Genomic DNA, 17,389 nt, shown 5'->3' with positions numbered 1-17,389 from the left:
TGCACTTCTCGTCAACTTCTTTTCTTGCTGCACTGCTTTATTTTTCTGCCGTGCCACCCTGCTTCCCGTCTTGCTTTTCCAGGCCGCGCATCGCTGCGCCGGCCGCTTGAACCGGGCTGTATTTCCGCCCCTGCTCAACGGGAGCCGAACTATAGCAAAGGTTGCGGAAGATTGGCAAGCGATTTCAAAGCGAAATATCCTTGAGCGCGCCTAATTTACTGAGCTCCGGCCGGAGACGGCATGCAACATCCACATCGTCAAAACCTATTCCAGTTCTATCCAACAGGCAAATATCGGATGACCTCCTATGACCATGGGTGGGCCTGCTCTATGCGCATGGAAGCCTGCTTTTCGCAACAAACGCTCAATGCCGATAGGCGAGACAGTAATGAGTCTTTTTGCGCCATGTGTGGCTGCGCAGGCGATTGATTCCTGCAGCAATCGCACCGCAACTGGGGAAGAAAATTGTCCGAGGGCCGAAGAAGTCCGGTTATTGAAATCCATAGCAGCGAAACGAGACAGCTCCCAAACGTCCGGCGTACACGGCGGTACGAGGCCGTTCATCAGCTCAGGAAATACTTCGCCCAGGAGATATGGCCGATCGGTAGGTAAGAGACGGGCACAACCATTGACTTGTCCTTCGTCATCCTGAGTTGCCACGTACAGCGTATCAGGTCGGTCAAATTGATCCAGTTCCAATCCATTTTGAGTCTGTAGCTGCCAACCCAATGTGTCAACGAACACCTTGTGCCTATAACTGGAAATTTTTCTAAACAGATTTTGCGACAGGAACTCTGTTTTCCCTGAAATGACGTTCATTTGCTCTCCTGGAAATGACATATTCTGAAGGAGGGCATTTGACGCGATTGGGGGCGTTTACAAAACTGTCAGAGTTAACAGATAGACAAGCAATTATTGCAGACTTCAATTATGGAGCGCTCGATTAGCCAGGCATCCGCTTAATCAAAAATGTCAGTATTCCTGCTTGAACTCTTGGCGTGCCCCTCGAAAATTTGACAAATTAACCTACGCCGGCATTTGGTTGCACTGTCCATACCTGATCCAAATGCAAGTCGAAATCCCTCACGCTGGCTCAAATGTCGCTACCAAAAACGTTCGTTCACATCGATGCCAAATTCAGTAACATTCGACTATATGACTCAACACGATGGTCTGCCAGTTGACGTTATCAATATAAGCCCCCAGCAATTCCGATGTTTGCTCATAGCCAACATCTTTGCCGTTGCTGCTTTGCAACATGACGTTACTCCGTGGCCCACTGATCCTGCTCAACTCTGTTAGACCACCAATCGCGCTCATCTGCCAATCCCAACCGATGGTAATGCCAGCATTCGACACATCCTGATTGACCCACTCGGTATAGCCGGTTATCGACGTGGGATGTGCGCCGTCCGATATTTCCAGCGGTGCATCCTGATCTATGCCAGAAATCAAATGCCCGATGGATATATTTTGAATTTCAGGAAAGAAAAACCGGATGTATCCATCGCTGGATACGGCCAAGATGCGGTGTGTTGTGTCTACTTGCCGGTCTGAGGAAGCGTATCGACTCATATAGCAACGTCAAGGTGGGGGTGCGAATTATTGTTACAGTATTGTGACAAGAATGATGCATCAACTCTTAGCCATTATGCAATGTCAACTCTGACAGGGGTGGTTTATGCGAACTAAGATGCTAGCATTCAATGTTGCCAAGTCAGGATAGAAATTAATGTAATATTGCCCGCAAGCATGTTTTGATAGTAATTTTCACGTAACGAAATAGCAGATTGAGGAGTGTGCGTGGATAATTGGCAAGAAGATCAGATTCAATCTTTGCTGGGCGCGAAGACTGACGTCGCTTTTTTTGCGGAATTATCGCGTGCGGCCAATAAGATCGGCTTCGATTATTGCGCCTATGGCATGCAAATGCCGCTGCCGGTATCGAAACCAAAACTAATTATGCTCAATAATTATTCGGAAGGTTGGCAACAGCGCTACCTGAAGGAAAATTACCTCGCCGTCGATCCCACGGTGGCGCATGGCATGCGTTCTGTAATGCCCTTGGTGTGGTCCGAAAAGGTGTTTGCCACCAGTCGCCCCTTTTGGGAGGATGCTCGGGCGCACGGCATTTGCGTTGGGTGGGCGCAATCATGCTACGACTCAAAGGGTGTTGGTGGTTTATTGACTCTGGCTCGCTCGAACGATGATCTCAGTGGCAAAGAGTTAAGCGACATTTCTCTGAAAATGTCATGGCTAGCTCAAGTGGCGCACGAGGGCTTATCGCGATTAGTCGTGTCGAAGATGATGCCGGAAGTGGACGTGAGCTTGTCGGCGAGAGAAATCGACGTGTTGCGCTGGACAGCCGATGGAAAGACGTCCAGCGAAGTGGGCGAAATCTTATACATATCCGAGCGCACAGTGAATTTTCATGTAAATAATGCGCTGATCAAATTAGGTGCCGCCAACAAGACTGCCGGCGTCATCAAGGCTGCGGCCTTGGGCTTTTTGTAAATTCTTTACTGCCAACGCGTTGCCTGTCAACGCGCTCCTCCCGCATCATCCGCACATCTTGAGTTGCCCTCTCGGTCCTGGCTTGCCAGGTCGAGATGACGGGTATCACCCCACCAAGCGAAATTTAAGCAGCATCAATCGTCACGACATTGGATAATGCTGGGCTTATTTCTATACAAATCCAGGCGCTCCGATAACAAGGCGCCCCGGCATCACGACATTTGGCCACATCACTTTTGCACTCTTATACGTCATGCGGCAGACCTAGGAACATGGCCGGCCTACTTGCAACGCGATCTAACGTTGCGACAAAAGACCACAATACGATCTATTGTGTCCTCATCAAGCTTCATCGCAATAATACTGAGGTCCGCTTCACAGCGTCCGGAAGGAAAAAATAGTGGCATCACCCAACGAAATCAATGGGATAAACAATAAGACTTTGTCCGCGGAGAAACATACGCCAATGATGCAGCAATACCTCGGGATCAAGGTTGACCATCCCGACACCTTGCTGTTTTACCGCATGGGCGATTTTTACGAATTGTTTTTTGACGATGCGCAAAAAGCATCGCGGCTGCTGGGCATCACGTTAACCCAGCGCGGCAACTCGAACGGCGCGCCGATCAAAATGGCAGGTGTGCCTTTTCATGCAGTCGAACAGTATCTCGCCAAACTGATCAAGTTGGGCGAATCGGTTGCCATCTGCGAGCAGATCGGCGACCCGGCAACCAGCAAGGGCCCGGTTGAGCGCAAGGTGACGCGAGTAATTACGCCCGGTACGCTGTCCGATTCCGATTTGTTACCCGAAAAATCGGAGCGGCCATTGCTGGCATTGTGTGAACTAGTTCAACGAAAAACGGTTACCGTCGGCTTGGCATGGCTATCGATGGCGAGTGGCGCCTTGAAGCTGATGGAATTTTCCGGCGATCTGAAATCGTGTCACAACCGCCTGCAGCAGGAACTGGAACGCATCGCACCGGCCGAAATCCTGCTCGCCGATGCCATCGATCTTCCATTTGAAGGGGCACTGAACGGCAAGATCGCCAGTGTGCCGCAATGGCATTTCGACCTCCCAAGCGGACAAAAGTCCTTGTTTGAGCAACTCGGCGTGGCCACCCTGACCGGATTTGGCGCTGACGGCATGAGCGCAGCGATCGGTGCTGCCGGCGCGCTGCTGCGTTACGCGCAGTCGACGCAGGGCAAAGGCTTGCAACACGTGCGCAAGCTGACCACAGAAACCGAGAACGAATTCATCGGACTCGATAGCGCCACCCGGCGCAATCTGGAATTGACCGAGACCATCCGCGGACAGGATGCATCGCACGCCTCCCCTACCCTGTTTTCGATGCTCGACCATTGCCGCACCGCGATGGGCTCGCGCCTGCTGCGGCATTGGCTGCATCACGCCCGGCGCGATCAGTCCGTGGCGCGCGCGCGCCACGCGGCGATCAATGCCTTGATGCAGGCCGAAGTATCGGATGGCCTGGCCAATACCCTGACCGCGGTACCTGATATTGAACGGATCACCACCCGGATTGCATTATTGTCGGCGCGCCCGCGCGACTTGGCCAGTCTGCGCAACGGATTGCAGCAGTTGCCTGCATTGCGCTCTTATGTCGCCATGTGTCAGGAATACGATGGCGACGGCTCGGCGACACTGCTGAACGCAACCCACGAGACGATCGCGACCCCGGTCGAGTGCCTCGATCTGCTGGAGCGCGCAGTCGCGTTGGAACCTGCTGCGATGGTGCGCGATGGCGGCGTGTTTGCCCGCGGCTTCGATGCGCACCTGGACGAATTGCGCGCGCTGTCGGAGAACGCCGGTCAGTTTCTGGTCGATCTCGAAACGCGCGAGCGCAACCGCACCGGCATCGCTAATCTACGCGTCGAATACAACAAGGTGCATGGTTTCTACATCGAAGTCACGCACGGCCAAACCGACAAGGTGCCGGACGATTATCGCCGCCGCCAAACCCTGAAGAACGCAGAGCGCTACATTACACCGGAACTCAAGGCCTTCGAGGACAAGGCGCTGTCTGCGCAAGAACGCGCGTTGGTGCGCGAAAAAGTCCTATACGAAAAGTTGCTGCAGGATCTCGCGCCGCACATCGGCACACTGCAGGCGATTGCGCAGGCGTTGGCCCAACTTGATACCCTGGTGGCACTGGCCGACCATGCAACCCGTCACAACTGGTGTGCGCCCCGGCTGGTCGCAGAAGCTGCGATCTCGATCGAACAAGGGCGCCATCCGGTGGTCGAAAACCAGATCGAGCGTTTCATCGCCAACGATTGTCAGCTCAACACCGAGCACAAATTGCTGCTCATCACCGGCCCCAACATGGGCGGCAAATCGACCTTCATGCGGCAGGTCGCCTTGATTACGCTGCTGGCCTACGTCGGCAGCTACGTGCCAGCCGCCGGCGCGGTGATCGGTCCGATTGACCGCATCTTCACCCGCATCGGTGCGGCCGACGATCTGGCTGGCGGGCGCTCGACTTTCATGGTCGAGATGACCGAATCAGCCGCAATCCTGAATGGTGCCACTGAGCATTCGCTGGTGCTGATGGATGAGGTCGGTCGCGGCACATCGACCTTCGATGGCCTGGCACTGGCGTGGGCGATCGCCAGACATTTGATCGACAACACCAGAAGTTTCACCCTGTTTGCCACCCATTATTTCGAACTCACGCAATTGCCGGAAACGCATCCAAGTGCCGCCAACGTCCATCTGAGTGCTGTCGAGCACAAGGACAGCATCGTGTTCCTGCACGCGGTGCAGCCGGGTCCGGCATCGCAAAGCTACGGCCTGCAAGTGGCGCAACTGGCTGGCGTGCCACCACCGGTCATTCGCGCGGCACGCAAGCATCTGGCCATGCTGGAGGCCCACTCGGTGCAGACAACCCCACAATTTGATTTGTTTGCGGCGCCGCAGGCTGCGATGGCGGAACTCTCCATGGAAGACTTTACGCCAGATCCTGCCATCGCTGCGGTGACAGAAGCGCTGCAGCAACTCGATCCCGATGCCCTGTCGCCGCGCGACGCGCTCGACGCCTTGTACCGGCTCAAGCAACTGGCCGATGCGCTAGCCTGATCCGACATGCGCAAGCTGCAACCTGACTACGCCATTAGACACCGCTTCCTGCCGCGCGCCTTGTTTGTGACACTCATGATGTATGCCACGGCAGCGATTGCACAAACGTCGGAATTCAGTTTCGGCGTGATTCCGCATGCGTTTCAAAACGGTACCGATGAAACGCCGCTACGCGACGCAATCGCTGAAACAAACCGGGAAAATCTGGCATTTGTCGTCGTCAATGGCATCAAAGCGAGCAAAGAAGCGTGCGACGATGCGTTGTATGATCGGCGCAAGAGCCTGCTCAATGCAGCCGAGAATGGCATCGTGATATCGCTGGCGGCGAGCGACTGGACCGAATGCAAGAACGCCAAGGCAAGATCGGCGGCGGTAGAGCGCTTGAACCGACTGCGGGAAGTTTTTTTCACCGATGATTTCTCGCTCGGTGCCAGCAAAATCCCACTGGTAAGGCAATCGTCCAGCGCCAAATTTCGCAGCTATGTTGAAAACGCGCGCTGGGAATTCGCGACCGTTCTGTTTGCCACTGTCAATCTACCGGGACAGAACAATCATTACCGGTCTGACGCGGGCCGCAACAGCGAGTTTGAAGACCGGCTGATCGCCAACCGGGATTGGCTGGATCGTATTTTCAGCCAGGCACGACGGCGTAAGTTGGAAGGCATCGTACTTTTTTGCGATGCCAATCCGCTGGAATCGCCGAATCAGGCGCAACTGTCCAGCTATGGGGCGCGACGCGACGGCTTCGCTGAAGCACGTCATTTGATCACCGGTCTGGCGGCAAAATTCGGTGGCAAGGTATTGCTTGTTTATGGACAGAATCAGTCCCCGTCGAACAGCGAATCTGCCATCGCCTGGCATGACAATCTCGGCACGCTGGGCGTCAATACCCACTGGGTCGGGGTTACCGTGCATCCGGGTAGCAACGCGCTGTTCTCGGTCGGCGACTATCGGCCGATTGCCAAAAACGCCAGAAAATAACAAAAATTACGGGAGTATGACGAGAAATATGCGCTCTCCCGCCATAGCTCATTGACTCCAATAAACATACTGGTCCCAGTATGCTTATCGCGCTCATCGAAGCAGCGACCATCAAAAAAACCATCTGCGGCACAAAAAAACCGCGACCTGGGCACGGTCGCGGTTTGTCATGACTAACGCATCAGCGGTCACTGCCGCAGAAACTATCGCGCAATAAACCACGCTCGCTGCAACGTAGCTGTGGCCGCCGTTAGTTCTTAATGAATTGGATGCGAACGGAAATGGTCGCCTTCGTCATCATCCAGGTCATCGTGGTGGTGACCGTGCGCGCCATGCACATGTTCATGCGCAATTTCTTCATCGCTGGCGGCGCGAACTTCTGTGACATTCAGCGAAAACCGCAATGCCATTCCGGCCAAAGGATGATTGCCATCCAGGACCACCTTGTCATCCGCGATATCGGTCACGGTAAAAATCAGGGCATCGTCATCGTCATCAGTGCCGTCCGGCATGCCCTCGAACTGCATCCCGACCTCCAGCGGCTCCGGCAATCGGTTGCGCGGCTCCACCTTGACCAGGGCCGGGTCGTATTCACCGAATGCATCGTCCGGCTCGACCTGGATCGTGGTGGCGAACCCGGCCTCCTTGCCGTCCAGCGCCTCTTCGATTTTTGGCAGCGTGTTTTCATACCCGCCGTGCAGATAAACCATCGGCTCACGGCCATCTTCGATCAGATTGTCCTGAGCATCCGACAGTTTATATTTCACGGTCACTACCGTATTCTTGGCAATCTTCATGGCACTTCCTTTCATTAATAATCAAACGAATTATACCTGCGCATCAGGAAGGCAATCAAACCCCGCATCGCCAATTGTCAGATGCGACGACGCGGCAGATCGGCCGTCACGCACTCGCCTATAATGTCGCCATGAAAAATTTCCCGGTTCTGGGCGCGATGACGCCCGCACAATTTTTACGCGATTACTGGCACAAGAAGCCGTTGCTGATCCGTCAGGCGATTCCCGGATTGCAGCCGCTGCTGTCGCGGGAGGCGCTGTTTGCACTGGCCGCGCGAGACGATGTCGAGTCGCGCTTGATCACCCATTTCAAGCAGCAGTGGGCGATGCAAAACGGGCCGATCGATAGCCTGCCGCCACTTGCCAAGAGCGACTGGACGCTGTTGGTACAGGGCGCGAACTTGCACGACGGCGCCGCCGATACGCTGTTGCGCCAGTTTCGCTTCATCCCCGATGCACGGCTGGACGATCTGATGATCAGTTTCGCGACTGATCGCGGTGGTGTCGGCGCGCATTTTGACTCGTATGATGTGTTTTTATTGCAAGCACACGGCCAACGCCGCTGGCGGATCGGGCCGCAGAAAGATCTGAGCCTGGTTGACGGCTTGCCGCTGAAGATATTGCGTCAGTTCGAGCCGGAACAAGAATATGTGCTGGAACCGGGCGATATGCTGTATTTGCCGCCGCATTACGCGCATGAGGGCATCGCCGTCGGCGAATGCATGACTTACTCGATCGGATTTCGCGCCCCGTCATTTCAGGAATTGGGCGAATCGTTCCTGCAATTCATGTCGGATTCGATCGATTTGCCGGGCCGCTACGCCGATGCCGACCTCAAGCCCACCAAACATCCAGCCGAAATCAGCCGCAACATGCTGACCCAGATTGCAGCGGAACTCAACAAGGTACAATTTACCGAGGACGATATCGCCATTTTCCTCGGCCAGCACTTGTCGGAACCGAAGCCCAGCGTATTTTTCAGCGCGCCGGCGCGGTCAGTGACACCGGCGCGTTTCACCGCGGCAGCGATCAAACGCGGCGTTATACTGTCACGCAAGACGCAGATGTTGTATCGCGGCAAGCACATTTTCATCAATGGCGAGTCGTTTGCGGTAGGCAGTGCCGACAAGGTGCTGCTGACGGCACTGGCCAACGATAGGGAGCTGCCGGGTGCATCCGTGGCCACCGCATCCGCCGACGTGCTCGAAGCACTGCAAATTTGGTACGAAGATGGCTGGATCGCGCTGGCTTGACGACGTGATGCGACGATCCAGTGGCAACGCCAGACTGACACATCCGGGAGTGATCCATGTTAGAGCCTCAGGTTAGTCAATTCGATACGCATACCGAATTCGCAGCACTGATCCGACAATGTCTGGCGCGCGCCTGCAGCCGAATTCAGTTGTTTGATCCCGACTTTAGCCGTTGGCCACTCGGTAGTGTCGATGTGATTGACACTCTGCGTCATTTTTTACGCTCTGGGACACCCGGCAGGTTGGAACTGGCGATGCACAATGCCGCGCATCTGGAGCAGCACTGTCCACGTTTTATCGCGCTACTGACAGAGTATAGTCACGCGATCGAATGCCGCGCGACGCCAAAAAACCTGCTGTTGCTGACAGATTCTTTCTGCGTTGCGGACGGCATCAACACGGTGCGCCGTTTTCACGCCGGTCATTTCCGGGGCGAGGCGGCGTTCGATTCCGCCGCCGGCGCCGTGATCTGTGTCGAACGGTTCAGCGCGATCTGGGCCGAGTCACGGCCAGTCTTGCATAGCATTAGGCTGACAATTTAGTATCAAGCGCAGCGGATTTTCGGACGTGCTCGCGGCCGACAACAAGACTAATACGCGGCATGCGCTTCATTATCGATTAAACCGGCTATCTACTGCGCGCTATAATCAACCTGACCCTCGACATAACACAGTTGGCCGAAGCTTCATCGACTCAAGCTTTTTTACGTCTTTTTACGCTTTTTTACTTCTTGAAAGCTCGACTTCGGCTATTCTTGCGTTGAGATGTTGTGATCCTACAAATTACTTACAAAAAAGCATCTGTTGTCTATTGTAGTATAGAAAAATTCGATATAATAACCGGTTAGGAAGCTTTAGTTGACTGACAAGCACCATATGGTGCAGGACGCCTTCGAAAAGCCCTAAGAGCGATAATTACCGGTAATTATTCATCGCAAAATTTTGATTCATTTGATAAAGGAATACCCATGAAAAAATCCCTATTGATCGTCTCCCTGTTGGCTATCGCTTTGGCGGCTTGCGGCAAGAAAGAAGAAGTAGTTGCTCCTGCTGCTTCGGCAGTAGTAGTTGCTCCTGCTGCTTCCGCAGCATCGATGGCCGCACCAGCAGCACCAGCTGCTGAGGCTGCCGCCTCCGCAGCGTCTGCTGCTAGCGAAGCTGCTTCGGCCGCTGCTGACGCTACTAAAGCTGCTGCTTCAGCAGCTTCTGACGCCGCTAAAGCTGGTGCTGCTGCATCCAAGTAATCATTCGATTATTTGAAAAAGCCGACCTTCGGGTCGGCTTTTTTATTCCTGAAGAGCTGGCGCGGATCACCCTGTCCGTATCAATTCGTTCCGCACATGGCGTCAATCCCGTAACCCGATCCAATCAAAACCTTCGGTCTGACAGGCAATCATCACTTCGGTACGATCCAGATTTAATGCACTGTGAAGCGCCTCGCGCGCCAGGGCCTCGGTATTATTCTTGCTGCTCAAATGGGCACCGACAACCTTGCGCAAACGCGATTGATCGAGTGCTGCAAGGATTTGCGCCGATGCCTCATTGGACAAATGCCCGTAAGCGCCACCGATACGCTGTTTCAATGATGCGGGATAGGCTGACTCTGCCAGCATTTGGCGGTCATGATTGCATTCGAGCATCAGCGCGTCGCAGCCACCCAAGGCCCGCACCAGATGCGGTGTGGATTGCCCTGCATCGGTCAAGACACCAAGCTTGAACTGCCCATCCGTCGCCAGATATTGGATCGGCTCGCGTGCATCGTGTGGAACGGTAAAAGGTGAGAGCTGCAGATCGCCGATGGCGAGACGATCGCCGTCGCGGCAGAAGTGAATTGTGACGCCCTTGCAATCGGCGCGAACCGCCTGGTAGGTGCCGAAGCTGAGCCAGACGGGGATGTGATGGCGGCGTGCGAATTTAAAGACACCACCGACATGATCCTGGTGTTCGTGGGTCACGATGATGCCGGACAAGGCTGTCGCTGCCAGTCCGAGTCGCGCCAGACGATGCTCCGTCTCACGAATGCCAAAACCGCAATCGAGCATGACGGTGGTGCTGGTCGTGCCCGATGCGGCGGAAATCAGCAGCGCATTCCCTTCGCTACCGCTCCCCAGACTGGCAAATTTCAAGACAGGCTTTCAGGAATGACAAGCAAGGTCGACTGCAATAATTCGATCGATTTACTTCAATTGTTCGTTGAGCAGCGACAAAATCTTGTCGGCAGTTGCCGAGGTTTCGACCTTGCCGTCTTTGTTCAGCACGATCACCTGGCTGGTTGCTCCCGTCGCTTTGACCGATATCCGATAGCGCGGCGCATCCTTGGTATCGTCAGAACTGGAGAACAGCCGTGTCAGGAAGCCCTTGCTGGTATTGGCCTGTGCGTCCTGATCGACATAACGAACAAAATACGTGCCCAGTATGCGGTCACGATCTTCGACCGTGAAGCCGACCCGATCCAGCGCCAGGCCGATGCGGCGCCAGGCGCGGTCAAAGCTTTCATCGACGTCCAGATGCGCGCCGCTGGCGTCTTTGACCAGCTTCGCATGCGATTCTTGTGGCGCGGCGCTGGCAATGGCTGTCTTGGCCGTTTCTTTATCGCTGCCGAGGCGCGCCATCAAACGTGACAAAAACTCCGCTTCCAGATCCGGATCGGATGGACGCGCGGTCCACATCGAAGTTTCTTTTTGCGCTCCGGTCAGGACTTCCTGTGCGCCACGGTGACTGATATAGATCTCGGTGCTGCCATCGGCGCCGCGCTCCAGCCGGGTGCGGAATTTGTCGCGCTCGCCGGTGGAATAAAGCGAATCTAGCACCTTGCCCAGGGTACGGCGAATTATGTCTTGCGGGATTTTGGCACGATTTTCAGCCCAATCGGTTTCCATCACTCCGGCTGCCGGCATTTCGGTCGAGATCACGAAACCACCTTCCTGCCAGAAGCTCTTGATCTGCGGCCACAGCACTTCGGGAGCCTGATTGACTACCAGCCAGCGTTGATTGCCGTCGCGCTCGACCCGCATATTGCTGCTTGCCTTAGGCGCAATCTCCGTTGGCGCCGCAGCGCCAGGGCGCGCGCCCTGCTCCAGGCTGTAACCGGAGGCGGTCGCGGTACCGCGACTGGATTCGGGAATCGCGTAGCGATTGTCGCGTTGTAATTGCGTCAGATCGGGTGGAACTTCCAGCCCCGCTTTGACATCTTTGGTCGCGCTTTTGTAATCGAGCCGATCCGACTCCATCACCGAGTTAATCGAGCTGCATCCGGCCAAGCCGACCAACGCCAACGAGCAGGCCAGTGTGGAAATCGGTAAGTACCGGATGATATTGCGTTGAGCCATCAAAAAGTTCTTGCGAATAATCATGTCATGACAAGGTGAGATGCGGCAATTTCAGGGATTAGCCCAGACCAGATTCAAATCGGGGCTTATTGTAATACACCGGATTCGCGCAATGCCGCGCTTACGGTGGAATGGAATTCGGAAGCGAGGCCAACCAGCGGCAGGCGAATGCCGGACTCGATGCGCCCCATCTGTTGCAGCGCCCATTTCACCGGTACCGGATTGGGCTCGACAAACAGTTTTTGATGCAGTGGAATCAAGCGATTATTGATCTCGATCGCCTTGGCGAGATCGCCGCTCATGGCCGCTATACACAGCTCATGCATGGCGCGCGGTGCGACGTTGGCGGTCACCGAAATATTGCCATGGCCACCGCAGAACATCAGGGCCATCGCGGTCGGATCGTCGCCGGAATATACCGCGAACGATTTTGGTACCTGACGCAACAGGTCGGTACCGCGTGCGATATTGCCTGTTGCATCCTTGACGCCGACGATACCGGGTATTTGTGCCAGCCGCGCGATCGTTTCATTGGCCATATCGGCTACCGTACGGCCCGGAACGTTGTATAGAATCGCCGGCAGATCGACCGATTCCGCAATCTTCTTGAAGTGCTGATACATGCCCTCTTGCGTCGGGCGGTTGTAGTATGGAACCACCAGCAGCGATGCATCGGCGCCGACCTGCTTCGCGTATTCGGTCAGCTTGATCGCCTCCGCAGTCGAATTGCCACCGGTGCCCGCGATGATCGGAATCCGCTTGTTGGTGTGCTCGACCGCGACCTTGATCAACTCGCAATGCTCCTCGACCGATACGGTCGGAGATTCGCCAGTGGTACCGACGATCACGATGCCGTCAGTGCCCTCGGCAATATGCCAGTCGATGAGATTGCGCAAACCCGGATAATCGAGGCTACCGTCCGGATGCATGGGGGTGACGATTGCTACTAAGCTGCCCTTGATCATGGTCATTTGATGCGGTAGTTTTAAAAACTCGATTGTAGCGGATAGCCCGCCACTGTGGGGCAGTCTCGGCTGGAATAAGCACTCAGTCCGAGGGAAAGTCGAGGCGGACTGAATGTGGAAGAATTTGCCCGGTCGGTTTCAGCACGCAGATTCTCTGCACCATCGCGGGCCTGGGATGCTCGACCAGACCGTCCTCGAATGCGATCACCCGCAATTGGCCGCCCACATTGGCTTGCGCCAGATGCAGCAACTCGGCCGGAGCGAGCAGAAAATCCGGATTGGACGGCTTGCCGAATTGGCCGTTGCCGCTGGCGAAGGTCTCGTAAATCAGCACGCCGCCAGGCGCCAAACTGTCGAATAGATGTGGAAACAAGGGCCGGTGCAGGTAATTGGTGACGACGATACCGGCGAATCGATCTGCGTCAAACGGCCATACCGGCTGGTCCGCCGCAGCATTTTCCAGATCGAACTGCATGACCGAGATGCCCGGCCCCGCCGTGTTGGCCAACGCATCGGCATCCCGATCCAGCGCCAGCACCGGATGTCCGAGCTGTGCCAGCAGGCGCACGTGGCGGCCCGAGCCGCAAGCCAGATCCAGCACCTCGCCCGGCGGGATCAGGGCGGCGAAGCGGCTCACCCATGCGGAAGCCTGGTTCGGTGTCAGATGCTGATTCATCGCGTACAGAGCAGAATAAAGGCCGACGGTTGTCGATCCGGATCGCTCAGGTATAACCCAGCCCCATCGCCTCGCGCACATCGCGCATGGTTTCCTGCGCCAGCTTGCGTGCCTTGTCACAGCCGTCGGCGATGATCGCACGCACCAACGATGGGTCGTCCAGATATTGCTGCGCGCGTTCGTGCATCGGCTCCTGTTCACGCAAGATGGCATCGATCACCGGCTGCTTGCATTCGAGGCAGCCGATGCCGGCCGATTTGCAGCCCTTGACGACCCAATCCTTGGTAGCTTGGTCGGAATACACCTGATGCAGTTGCCATACCGGGCATTTTTCCGGATCGCCGGGATCGGTGCGGCGCACGCGGGCCGGATCGGTCGGCATGGTGCGCACTTTCTTGGTGACGGACTCTTTATCCTCGCGCAAAAAGATCGAATTGCCGTAACTCTTCGACATTTTGCGACCATCCAGGCCCGGCAGGCGCGATGCCTCCGTCAGGCGCACCTGCGGCTCGACCAGAATCAGCTTGCGGCTGCCTTCCAGGTAACCAAACAGCCGCTCGCGATCGACCATCGACAGGTTCTGCGTGTCGTCGAGCATGGCCTTGGCCTGCTCCAGCGCTTCGATTTTTCCTTCCTGCTGGAACTCCGTGCGCAATTCGTGGTACAGCTTGGCGCGCTTGCTGCCGAGTTTTTTGACCGCTTCCTGCGCCTTTTCCTCGAAGCCTTTCTCCTTGCCATACAGATGATTGAACCGGCGTGCGATTTCGCGCGTCATCTCGACGTGCGGGATCTGGTCCTCGCCGACCGGCACCTGGCTGGCGCGATAGATCAGCACGTCGGCCGCCATCAGCAACGGATAGCCGAGGAAACCGTAGGTCGTCAGATCCTTGTGTGCCAACTGCTCGATCTGGTCCTTGTAGGTCGGCACCCGTTCCAGCCATCCCAATGGCGTGCCCATCGACAGCATCAAATGCAGCTCCGCATGTTCCGGCACTCTGGACTGGATGAATAGCGTCGCTTGCGATGGATCGACGCCGGCCGCCAGCCAGTCGACCAGCATGTCCCAGGTATTTTTTTCGATGATGCTCGGATCGTCGTAGTTGGTAGTCAGCGCATGCCAGTCGGCGACGAAAAACAGGCAGGGCAGCTCGGTCTGCATCTTGACCCAGTTTTTCAAGGCGCCGTGATAATGGCCAAGATGCAGGGGGCCGGTAGGCCGCATGCCGGAGACAACGCGATCGGGATACATAGTCGGTCAGTTCAGTAAGAAAGTCAGTGGGGAAACGAGCAATTGCAGGGCGCTGCTGGCGACCGAAATTACCGGCCCCATCCAGAAATTGAGGACACGCAGATAAGCGAGCGCCAGCACGATGAAGAAACCATAAGGTTCGAGTTGCGCGAATTTATACGCATACCGGTGCGGCAGCAGGCTGGTCAGAATGCGGCCACCATCGAGCGGTGGAATCGGCACCAGATTGAAGGCGAAAATCACCAGATTGGTCAACACGCCGGCCTGCGCCATGCGCATGAAAAACGCTTCCTGCACATGGGTGGCACCCAGCGTCAAGCCAAACAGCAACCAGATCAGCGCCATCAACAGATTGGCCGCCGGCCCGGCCAAAGCGACCCAGGCCATGTCGCGCTTGGGTTGACGCAATTTGCCAAAATCGATCGGCACCGGCTTGGCATAGCCGAACAAGAAAGGACTACCGGCAAAATACAGCACGATTGGAATCAGGATCGTGCCGATCGGGTCGATGTGCTTGAGTGGATTCAGGCTCATGCGCCCCATCGAGTAGGCGGTGGTGTCGCCGAAATGCTTGGCGGCGTAGGCGTGCGCGGCTTCATGCAGCGTGATCGCGAACAGAATCGGCAGCGCGTAGACGGCAAAGGTTTGAATCAGATCATTATTCATTGGCTGGATTTTATCAGAGGGACGCGGCGTGCCTGCATTTGCGGTAAGCGACGCAACCAAATGCTATAGGTTGACAGGTTGACCAGATGACTGGCAATAACTGGGTGTTTCGTTGGGGCGGTTCTCTATGAATATTTCACATACTCCATCAATACCGACACCATTCCGCACTAATTTCAATGTAATCCGCCACATACTCCATAATCAGTATCATTTCTCCCGCCAATCGACAAACCAGCGATCGGACGATGGTTGGGGTTACAGGCCAAACAGCGCCGCATCACCCCGCCCTTGCCGCACCAGTACCGGCTGCTCATCGGTCAAATCGATGACGGTCGTTGGTACCAGACTGCAGGCTTCGCCCTCGATCACCAGTTCGATCTGGCGCGCCAGCCGATCGCGGATCTCGTCCGAATCGGTCAGCGGTTCCTCGTGATCAGGCAGGATCAGTGTCGTACCCAGCAAGGGCTGTGCCAGTTCCTCCAATAGTGCTTGTACGATCCGGTTTTCCGGCACCCGCAGACCGATGGTCTTGCGTGACGGATGGCTCAGGCGGCGCGGCAGCTCCTTGGTGGCCTCCAGAATCACGGTAAACGGGCCCGGCGTGGTCGCCTTCAGCAAGCGATATTGACGGTTATCGACCTTGGCATACTGCGCGATCTCGCTCAGATCGCGGCACAGCAGCGTCAAGTGGTGCTTCTCGTCGACGCCGCGAATCCGCCGCAACCGCTCCACCGCGCCCTTGTCGTCCAGATGGCATACCAGCGCGTAACAGGAATCGGTGGGCAACGCGACAATGCCGCCGGCATGAATGATTTGCGCGGCCTGCTTGATGAGCCGCGCCTGCGGGTTCTCGGGATGTATCTGAAAAAATTGACTCATGGCCTCAACGCTCGAATCGTGATGCTAAATGAAAACGGCGGCAGCCGAACGACTGCCGCCGCGATGCGCTGGACCGGCTTATTTTCCGCGCAATGCGGCGATCCGCTCTTCAATCGGCGGATGGCTCGAAAACAATTCTGAAATGCCGGGCCTGTCGCTGATGCCGGAGGCAGCCATCGCCTTCGGTAATTCGCCCGGCTCCAGCCCACCCAATCGTGCCAGCGCGGCGATCATTGGTTGGCTATTGCCCAGCAGCTTGGCGGAACCGGCATCGGCGCGGAACTCGCGCTGGCGCGAGAACCAGGCGACGATCAGCGAGGCGACGACGCCAAACACGAGTTCGCAGACGAACACCGTGATCATGTATCCCATGCCGGGGCCGCGGTTGTCGTTATTATTGCGAAATACCGCTTTGTCCACGATATATCCGACTACCCGCGCCAGGAACACCACGAAGGTATTGACCACGCCCTGGATCAGCGTCATCGTCACCATGTCGCCATTCGACACGTGCGCGATTTCGTGGCCCAGCACGGCCTCGATTTCCTGTTTGTTCATGCTTTCCAGCAGGCCGGTCGAGACCGCGACCAGCGCCGAATTCTTGAATGCGCCGGTGGCGAATGCATTCGGTGCGCCTTCAAAAATGGCGACCTCCGGCATGGCGATGCCGGCGCTCTGCGCCAGCGTCTTGACCGTATCGACCAACCACAGTTCGGTGCTGGTGGACGGTGCCTCAATTACGCGCGCCCCGGTCGACCACTTCGCCATCGGTTTGCTGATCAAGAGCGAGAAGATCGCGCCGGTAAATCCGACCACCAGCGAAAACACCATCAAGGTACCCAGATTCAGGCCATTGGCGCTCAGGAAGCGATTCACGCCCAACGCCGACAGCACCAGCGACATCACCAGCATCACGGCCAGGTTGGTGGCGAGGAACAGGAAAATACGTTTCATTCAGAGACCCCTGAAGTTGGCAGCGCCACT

18 protein-coding genes are annotated in these 17,389 nt (G+C 56.1%); 7 read left to right on the top strand and 11 right to left on the bottom strand.

From position 1 onward, the window contains the following. On the top strand, window positions 1-214 hold a 214-nt coding region (locus ACFOFO_RS21280; protein ID WP_390332775.1), incomplete at its 5' end, for a hypothetical protein. Between the two features lie 50 nt (window positions 215-264). Here ACFOFO_RS21280 and ACFOFO_RS21275 read toward each other — a convergent pair. Beyond that, entirely contained in the window at window positions 265-819 is a 555-nt protein-coding gene (locus ACFOFO_RS21275) for an acyl-homoserine-lactone synthase (RefSeq protein ID WP_390325229.1), read from the bottom strand. Window positions 820-1,137: 318 nt separating this feature from the next. Continuing rightward, window positions 1,138-1,524: a DUF4902 domain-containing protein gene (locus ACFOFO_RS21270; protein ID WP_390325231.1), complete on the bottom strand. Its 387-nt coding sequence runs from the start codon at window positions 1,522-1,524 to the stop codon at window positions 1,138-1,140. Between the two features lie 279 nt (window positions 1,525-1,803). Here ACFOFO_RS21270 and ACFOFO_RS21265 point away from each other — a divergent pair, with 279 nt between their 5' ends. From ACFOFO_RS21265 to ACFOFO_RS21255, 3 genes are all read left to right on the top strand, one after another. Further along, complete coding sequence (locus ACFOFO_RS21265; protein ID WP_390332773.1) at window positions 1,804-2,514, top strand: autoinducer binding domain-containing protein; 711 nt, start codon at window positions 1,804-1,806, stop codon at window positions 2,512-2,514. A 466-nt stretch (window positions 2,515-2,980) separates the two neighbouring features. Then, window positions 2,981-5,608 carry a DNA mismatch repair protein MutS gene (gene mutS / locus ACFOFO_RS21260; protein ID WP_390332771.1) on the top strand — a complete coding sequence of 876 codons (2,628 nt, stop codon included), beginning with the start codon at window positions 2,981-2,983 and terminating at the stop codon, window positions 5,606-5,608. A gap of 6 nt (window positions 5,609-5,614) precedes the next feature. After that, the gene (locus ACFOFO_RS21255; RefSeq protein ID WP_390332770.1) at window positions 5,615-6,589 is read left to right on the top strand and encodes a hypothetical protein; all 975 of its coding nucleotides are present in this window, start codon (window positions 5,615-5,617) and stop codon (window positions 6,587-6,589) included. Window positions 6,590-6,846: 257 nt separating this feature from the next. Here the strand turns inward: ACFOFO_RS21255 and ACFOFO_RS21250 are convergent, their stop codons facing one another. Continuing rightward, window positions 6,847-7,386, bottom strand: a complete 540-nt coding sequence (locus ACFOFO_RS21250) for an FKBP-type peptidyl-prolyl cis-trans isomerase (RefSeq protein ID WP_390332768.1) — start codon at window positions 7,384-7,386, stop codon at window positions 6,847-6,849. 131 nt (window positions 7,387-7,517) lie between these two features. On the opposite strand from ACFOFO_RS21250, the gene ACFOFO_RS21245 reads away from it, so the two are divergent. From ACFOFO_RS21245 to ACFOFO_RS21235, 3 genes are all read left to right on the top strand, one after another. Then, window positions 7,518-8,639 (top strand): JmjC domain-containing protein, encoded by a 1,122-nt coding sequence (locus ACFOFO_RS21245; RefSeq protein WP_390332767.1) that lies wholly within the window; start codon window positions 7,518-7,520, stop codon window positions 8,637-8,639. Window positions 8,640-8,695: 56 nt separating this feature from the next. Beyond that, complete coding sequence (locus ACFOFO_RS21240; protein WP_390325239.1) at window positions 8,696-9,181, top strand: DUF7931 domain-containing protein; 486 nt, start codon at window positions 8,696-8,698, stop codon at window positions 9,179-9,181. Between the two features lie 425 nt (window positions 9,182-9,606). Further along, on the top strand, window positions 9,607-9,882 hold the full coding sequence (locus ACFOFO_RS21235) for a hypothetical protein (RefSeq protein WP_390332765.1): 276 nt from the start codon (window positions 9,607-9,609) through the stop codon (window positions 9,880-9,882). A 102-nt stretch (window positions 9,883-9,984) separates the two neighbouring features. Here the strand turns inward: ACFOFO_RS21235 and ACFOFO_RS21230 are convergent, their stop codons facing one another. The 8 genes from ACFOFO_RS21230 to htpX form a co-directional block, all read right to left on the bottom strand. Next, complete coding sequence (locus ACFOFO_RS21230; protein ID WP_390332763.1) at window positions 9,985-10,764, bottom strand: MBL fold metallo-hydrolase; 780 nt, start codon at window positions 10,762-10,764, stop codon at window positions 9,985-9,987. Between the two features lie 51 nt (window positions 10,765-10,815). Further along, window positions 10,816-11,967: an outer membrane protein assembly factor BamC gene (bamC, locus tag ACFOFO_RS21225; protein WP_390332761.1), complete on the bottom strand. Its 1,152-nt coding sequence runs from the start codon at window positions 11,965-11,967 to the stop codon at window positions 10,816-10,818. Window positions 11,968-12,053: 86 nt separating this feature from the next. Beyond that, window positions 12,054-12,932 (bottom strand): 4-hydroxy-tetrahydrodipicolinate synthase, encoded by an 879-nt coding sequence (dapA, locus tag ACFOFO_RS21220; protein ID WP_390332758.1) that lies wholly within the window; start codon window positions 12,930-12,932, stop codon window positions 12,054-12,056. 82 nt (window positions 12,933-13,014) lie between these two features. Beyond that, entirely contained in the window at window positions 13,015-13,608 is a 594-nt protein-coding gene (locus tag ACFOFO_RS21215) for a class I SAM-dependent methyltransferase (RefSeq protein WP_390325243.1), read from the bottom strand. 46 nt (window positions 13,609-13,654) lie between these two features. Beyond that, window positions 13,655-14,857 carry a tryptophan--tRNA ligase gene (locus ACFOFO_RS21210; RefSeq protein WP_390332755.1) on the bottom strand — a complete coding sequence of 401 codons (1,203 nt, stop codon included), beginning with the start codon at window positions 14,855-14,857 and terminating at the stop codon, window positions 13,655-13,657. Between the two features lie 6 nt (window positions 14,858-14,863). Continuing rightward, entirely contained in the window at window positions 14,864-15,523 is a 660-nt protein-coding gene (locus tag ACFOFO_RS21205) for a site-2 protease family protein (protein WP_390325245.1), read from the bottom strand. Between the two features lie 258 nt (window positions 15,524-15,781). Next, complete coding sequence (locus ACFOFO_RS21200) at window positions 15,782-16,405, bottom strand: L-threonylcarbamoyladenylate synthase (RefSeq protein ID WP_390325247.1); 624 nt, start codon at window positions 16,403-16,405, stop codon at window positions 15,782-15,784. A gap of 78 nt (window positions 16,406-16,483) precedes the next feature. Continuing rightward, complete coding sequence (htpX, locus tag ACFOFO_RS21195) at window positions 16,484-17,359, bottom strand: protease HtpX (RefSeq protein WP_390325248.1); 876 nt, start codon at window positions 17,357-17,359, stop codon at window positions 16,484-16,486. Window positions 17,360-17,389: the final 30 nt, after the last annotated feature.

This window comes from Pseudundibacterium arcticum (genome assembly GCF_042646465.1).
Taxonomy (GTDB): Bacteria; Pseudomonadota; Gammaproteobacteria; order Burkholderiales; family Burkholderiaceae_D; genus Undibacterium_A; species Undibacterium_A arcticum.
This window is presented reverse-complemented; position numbering and strand designations above follow the sequence as displayed.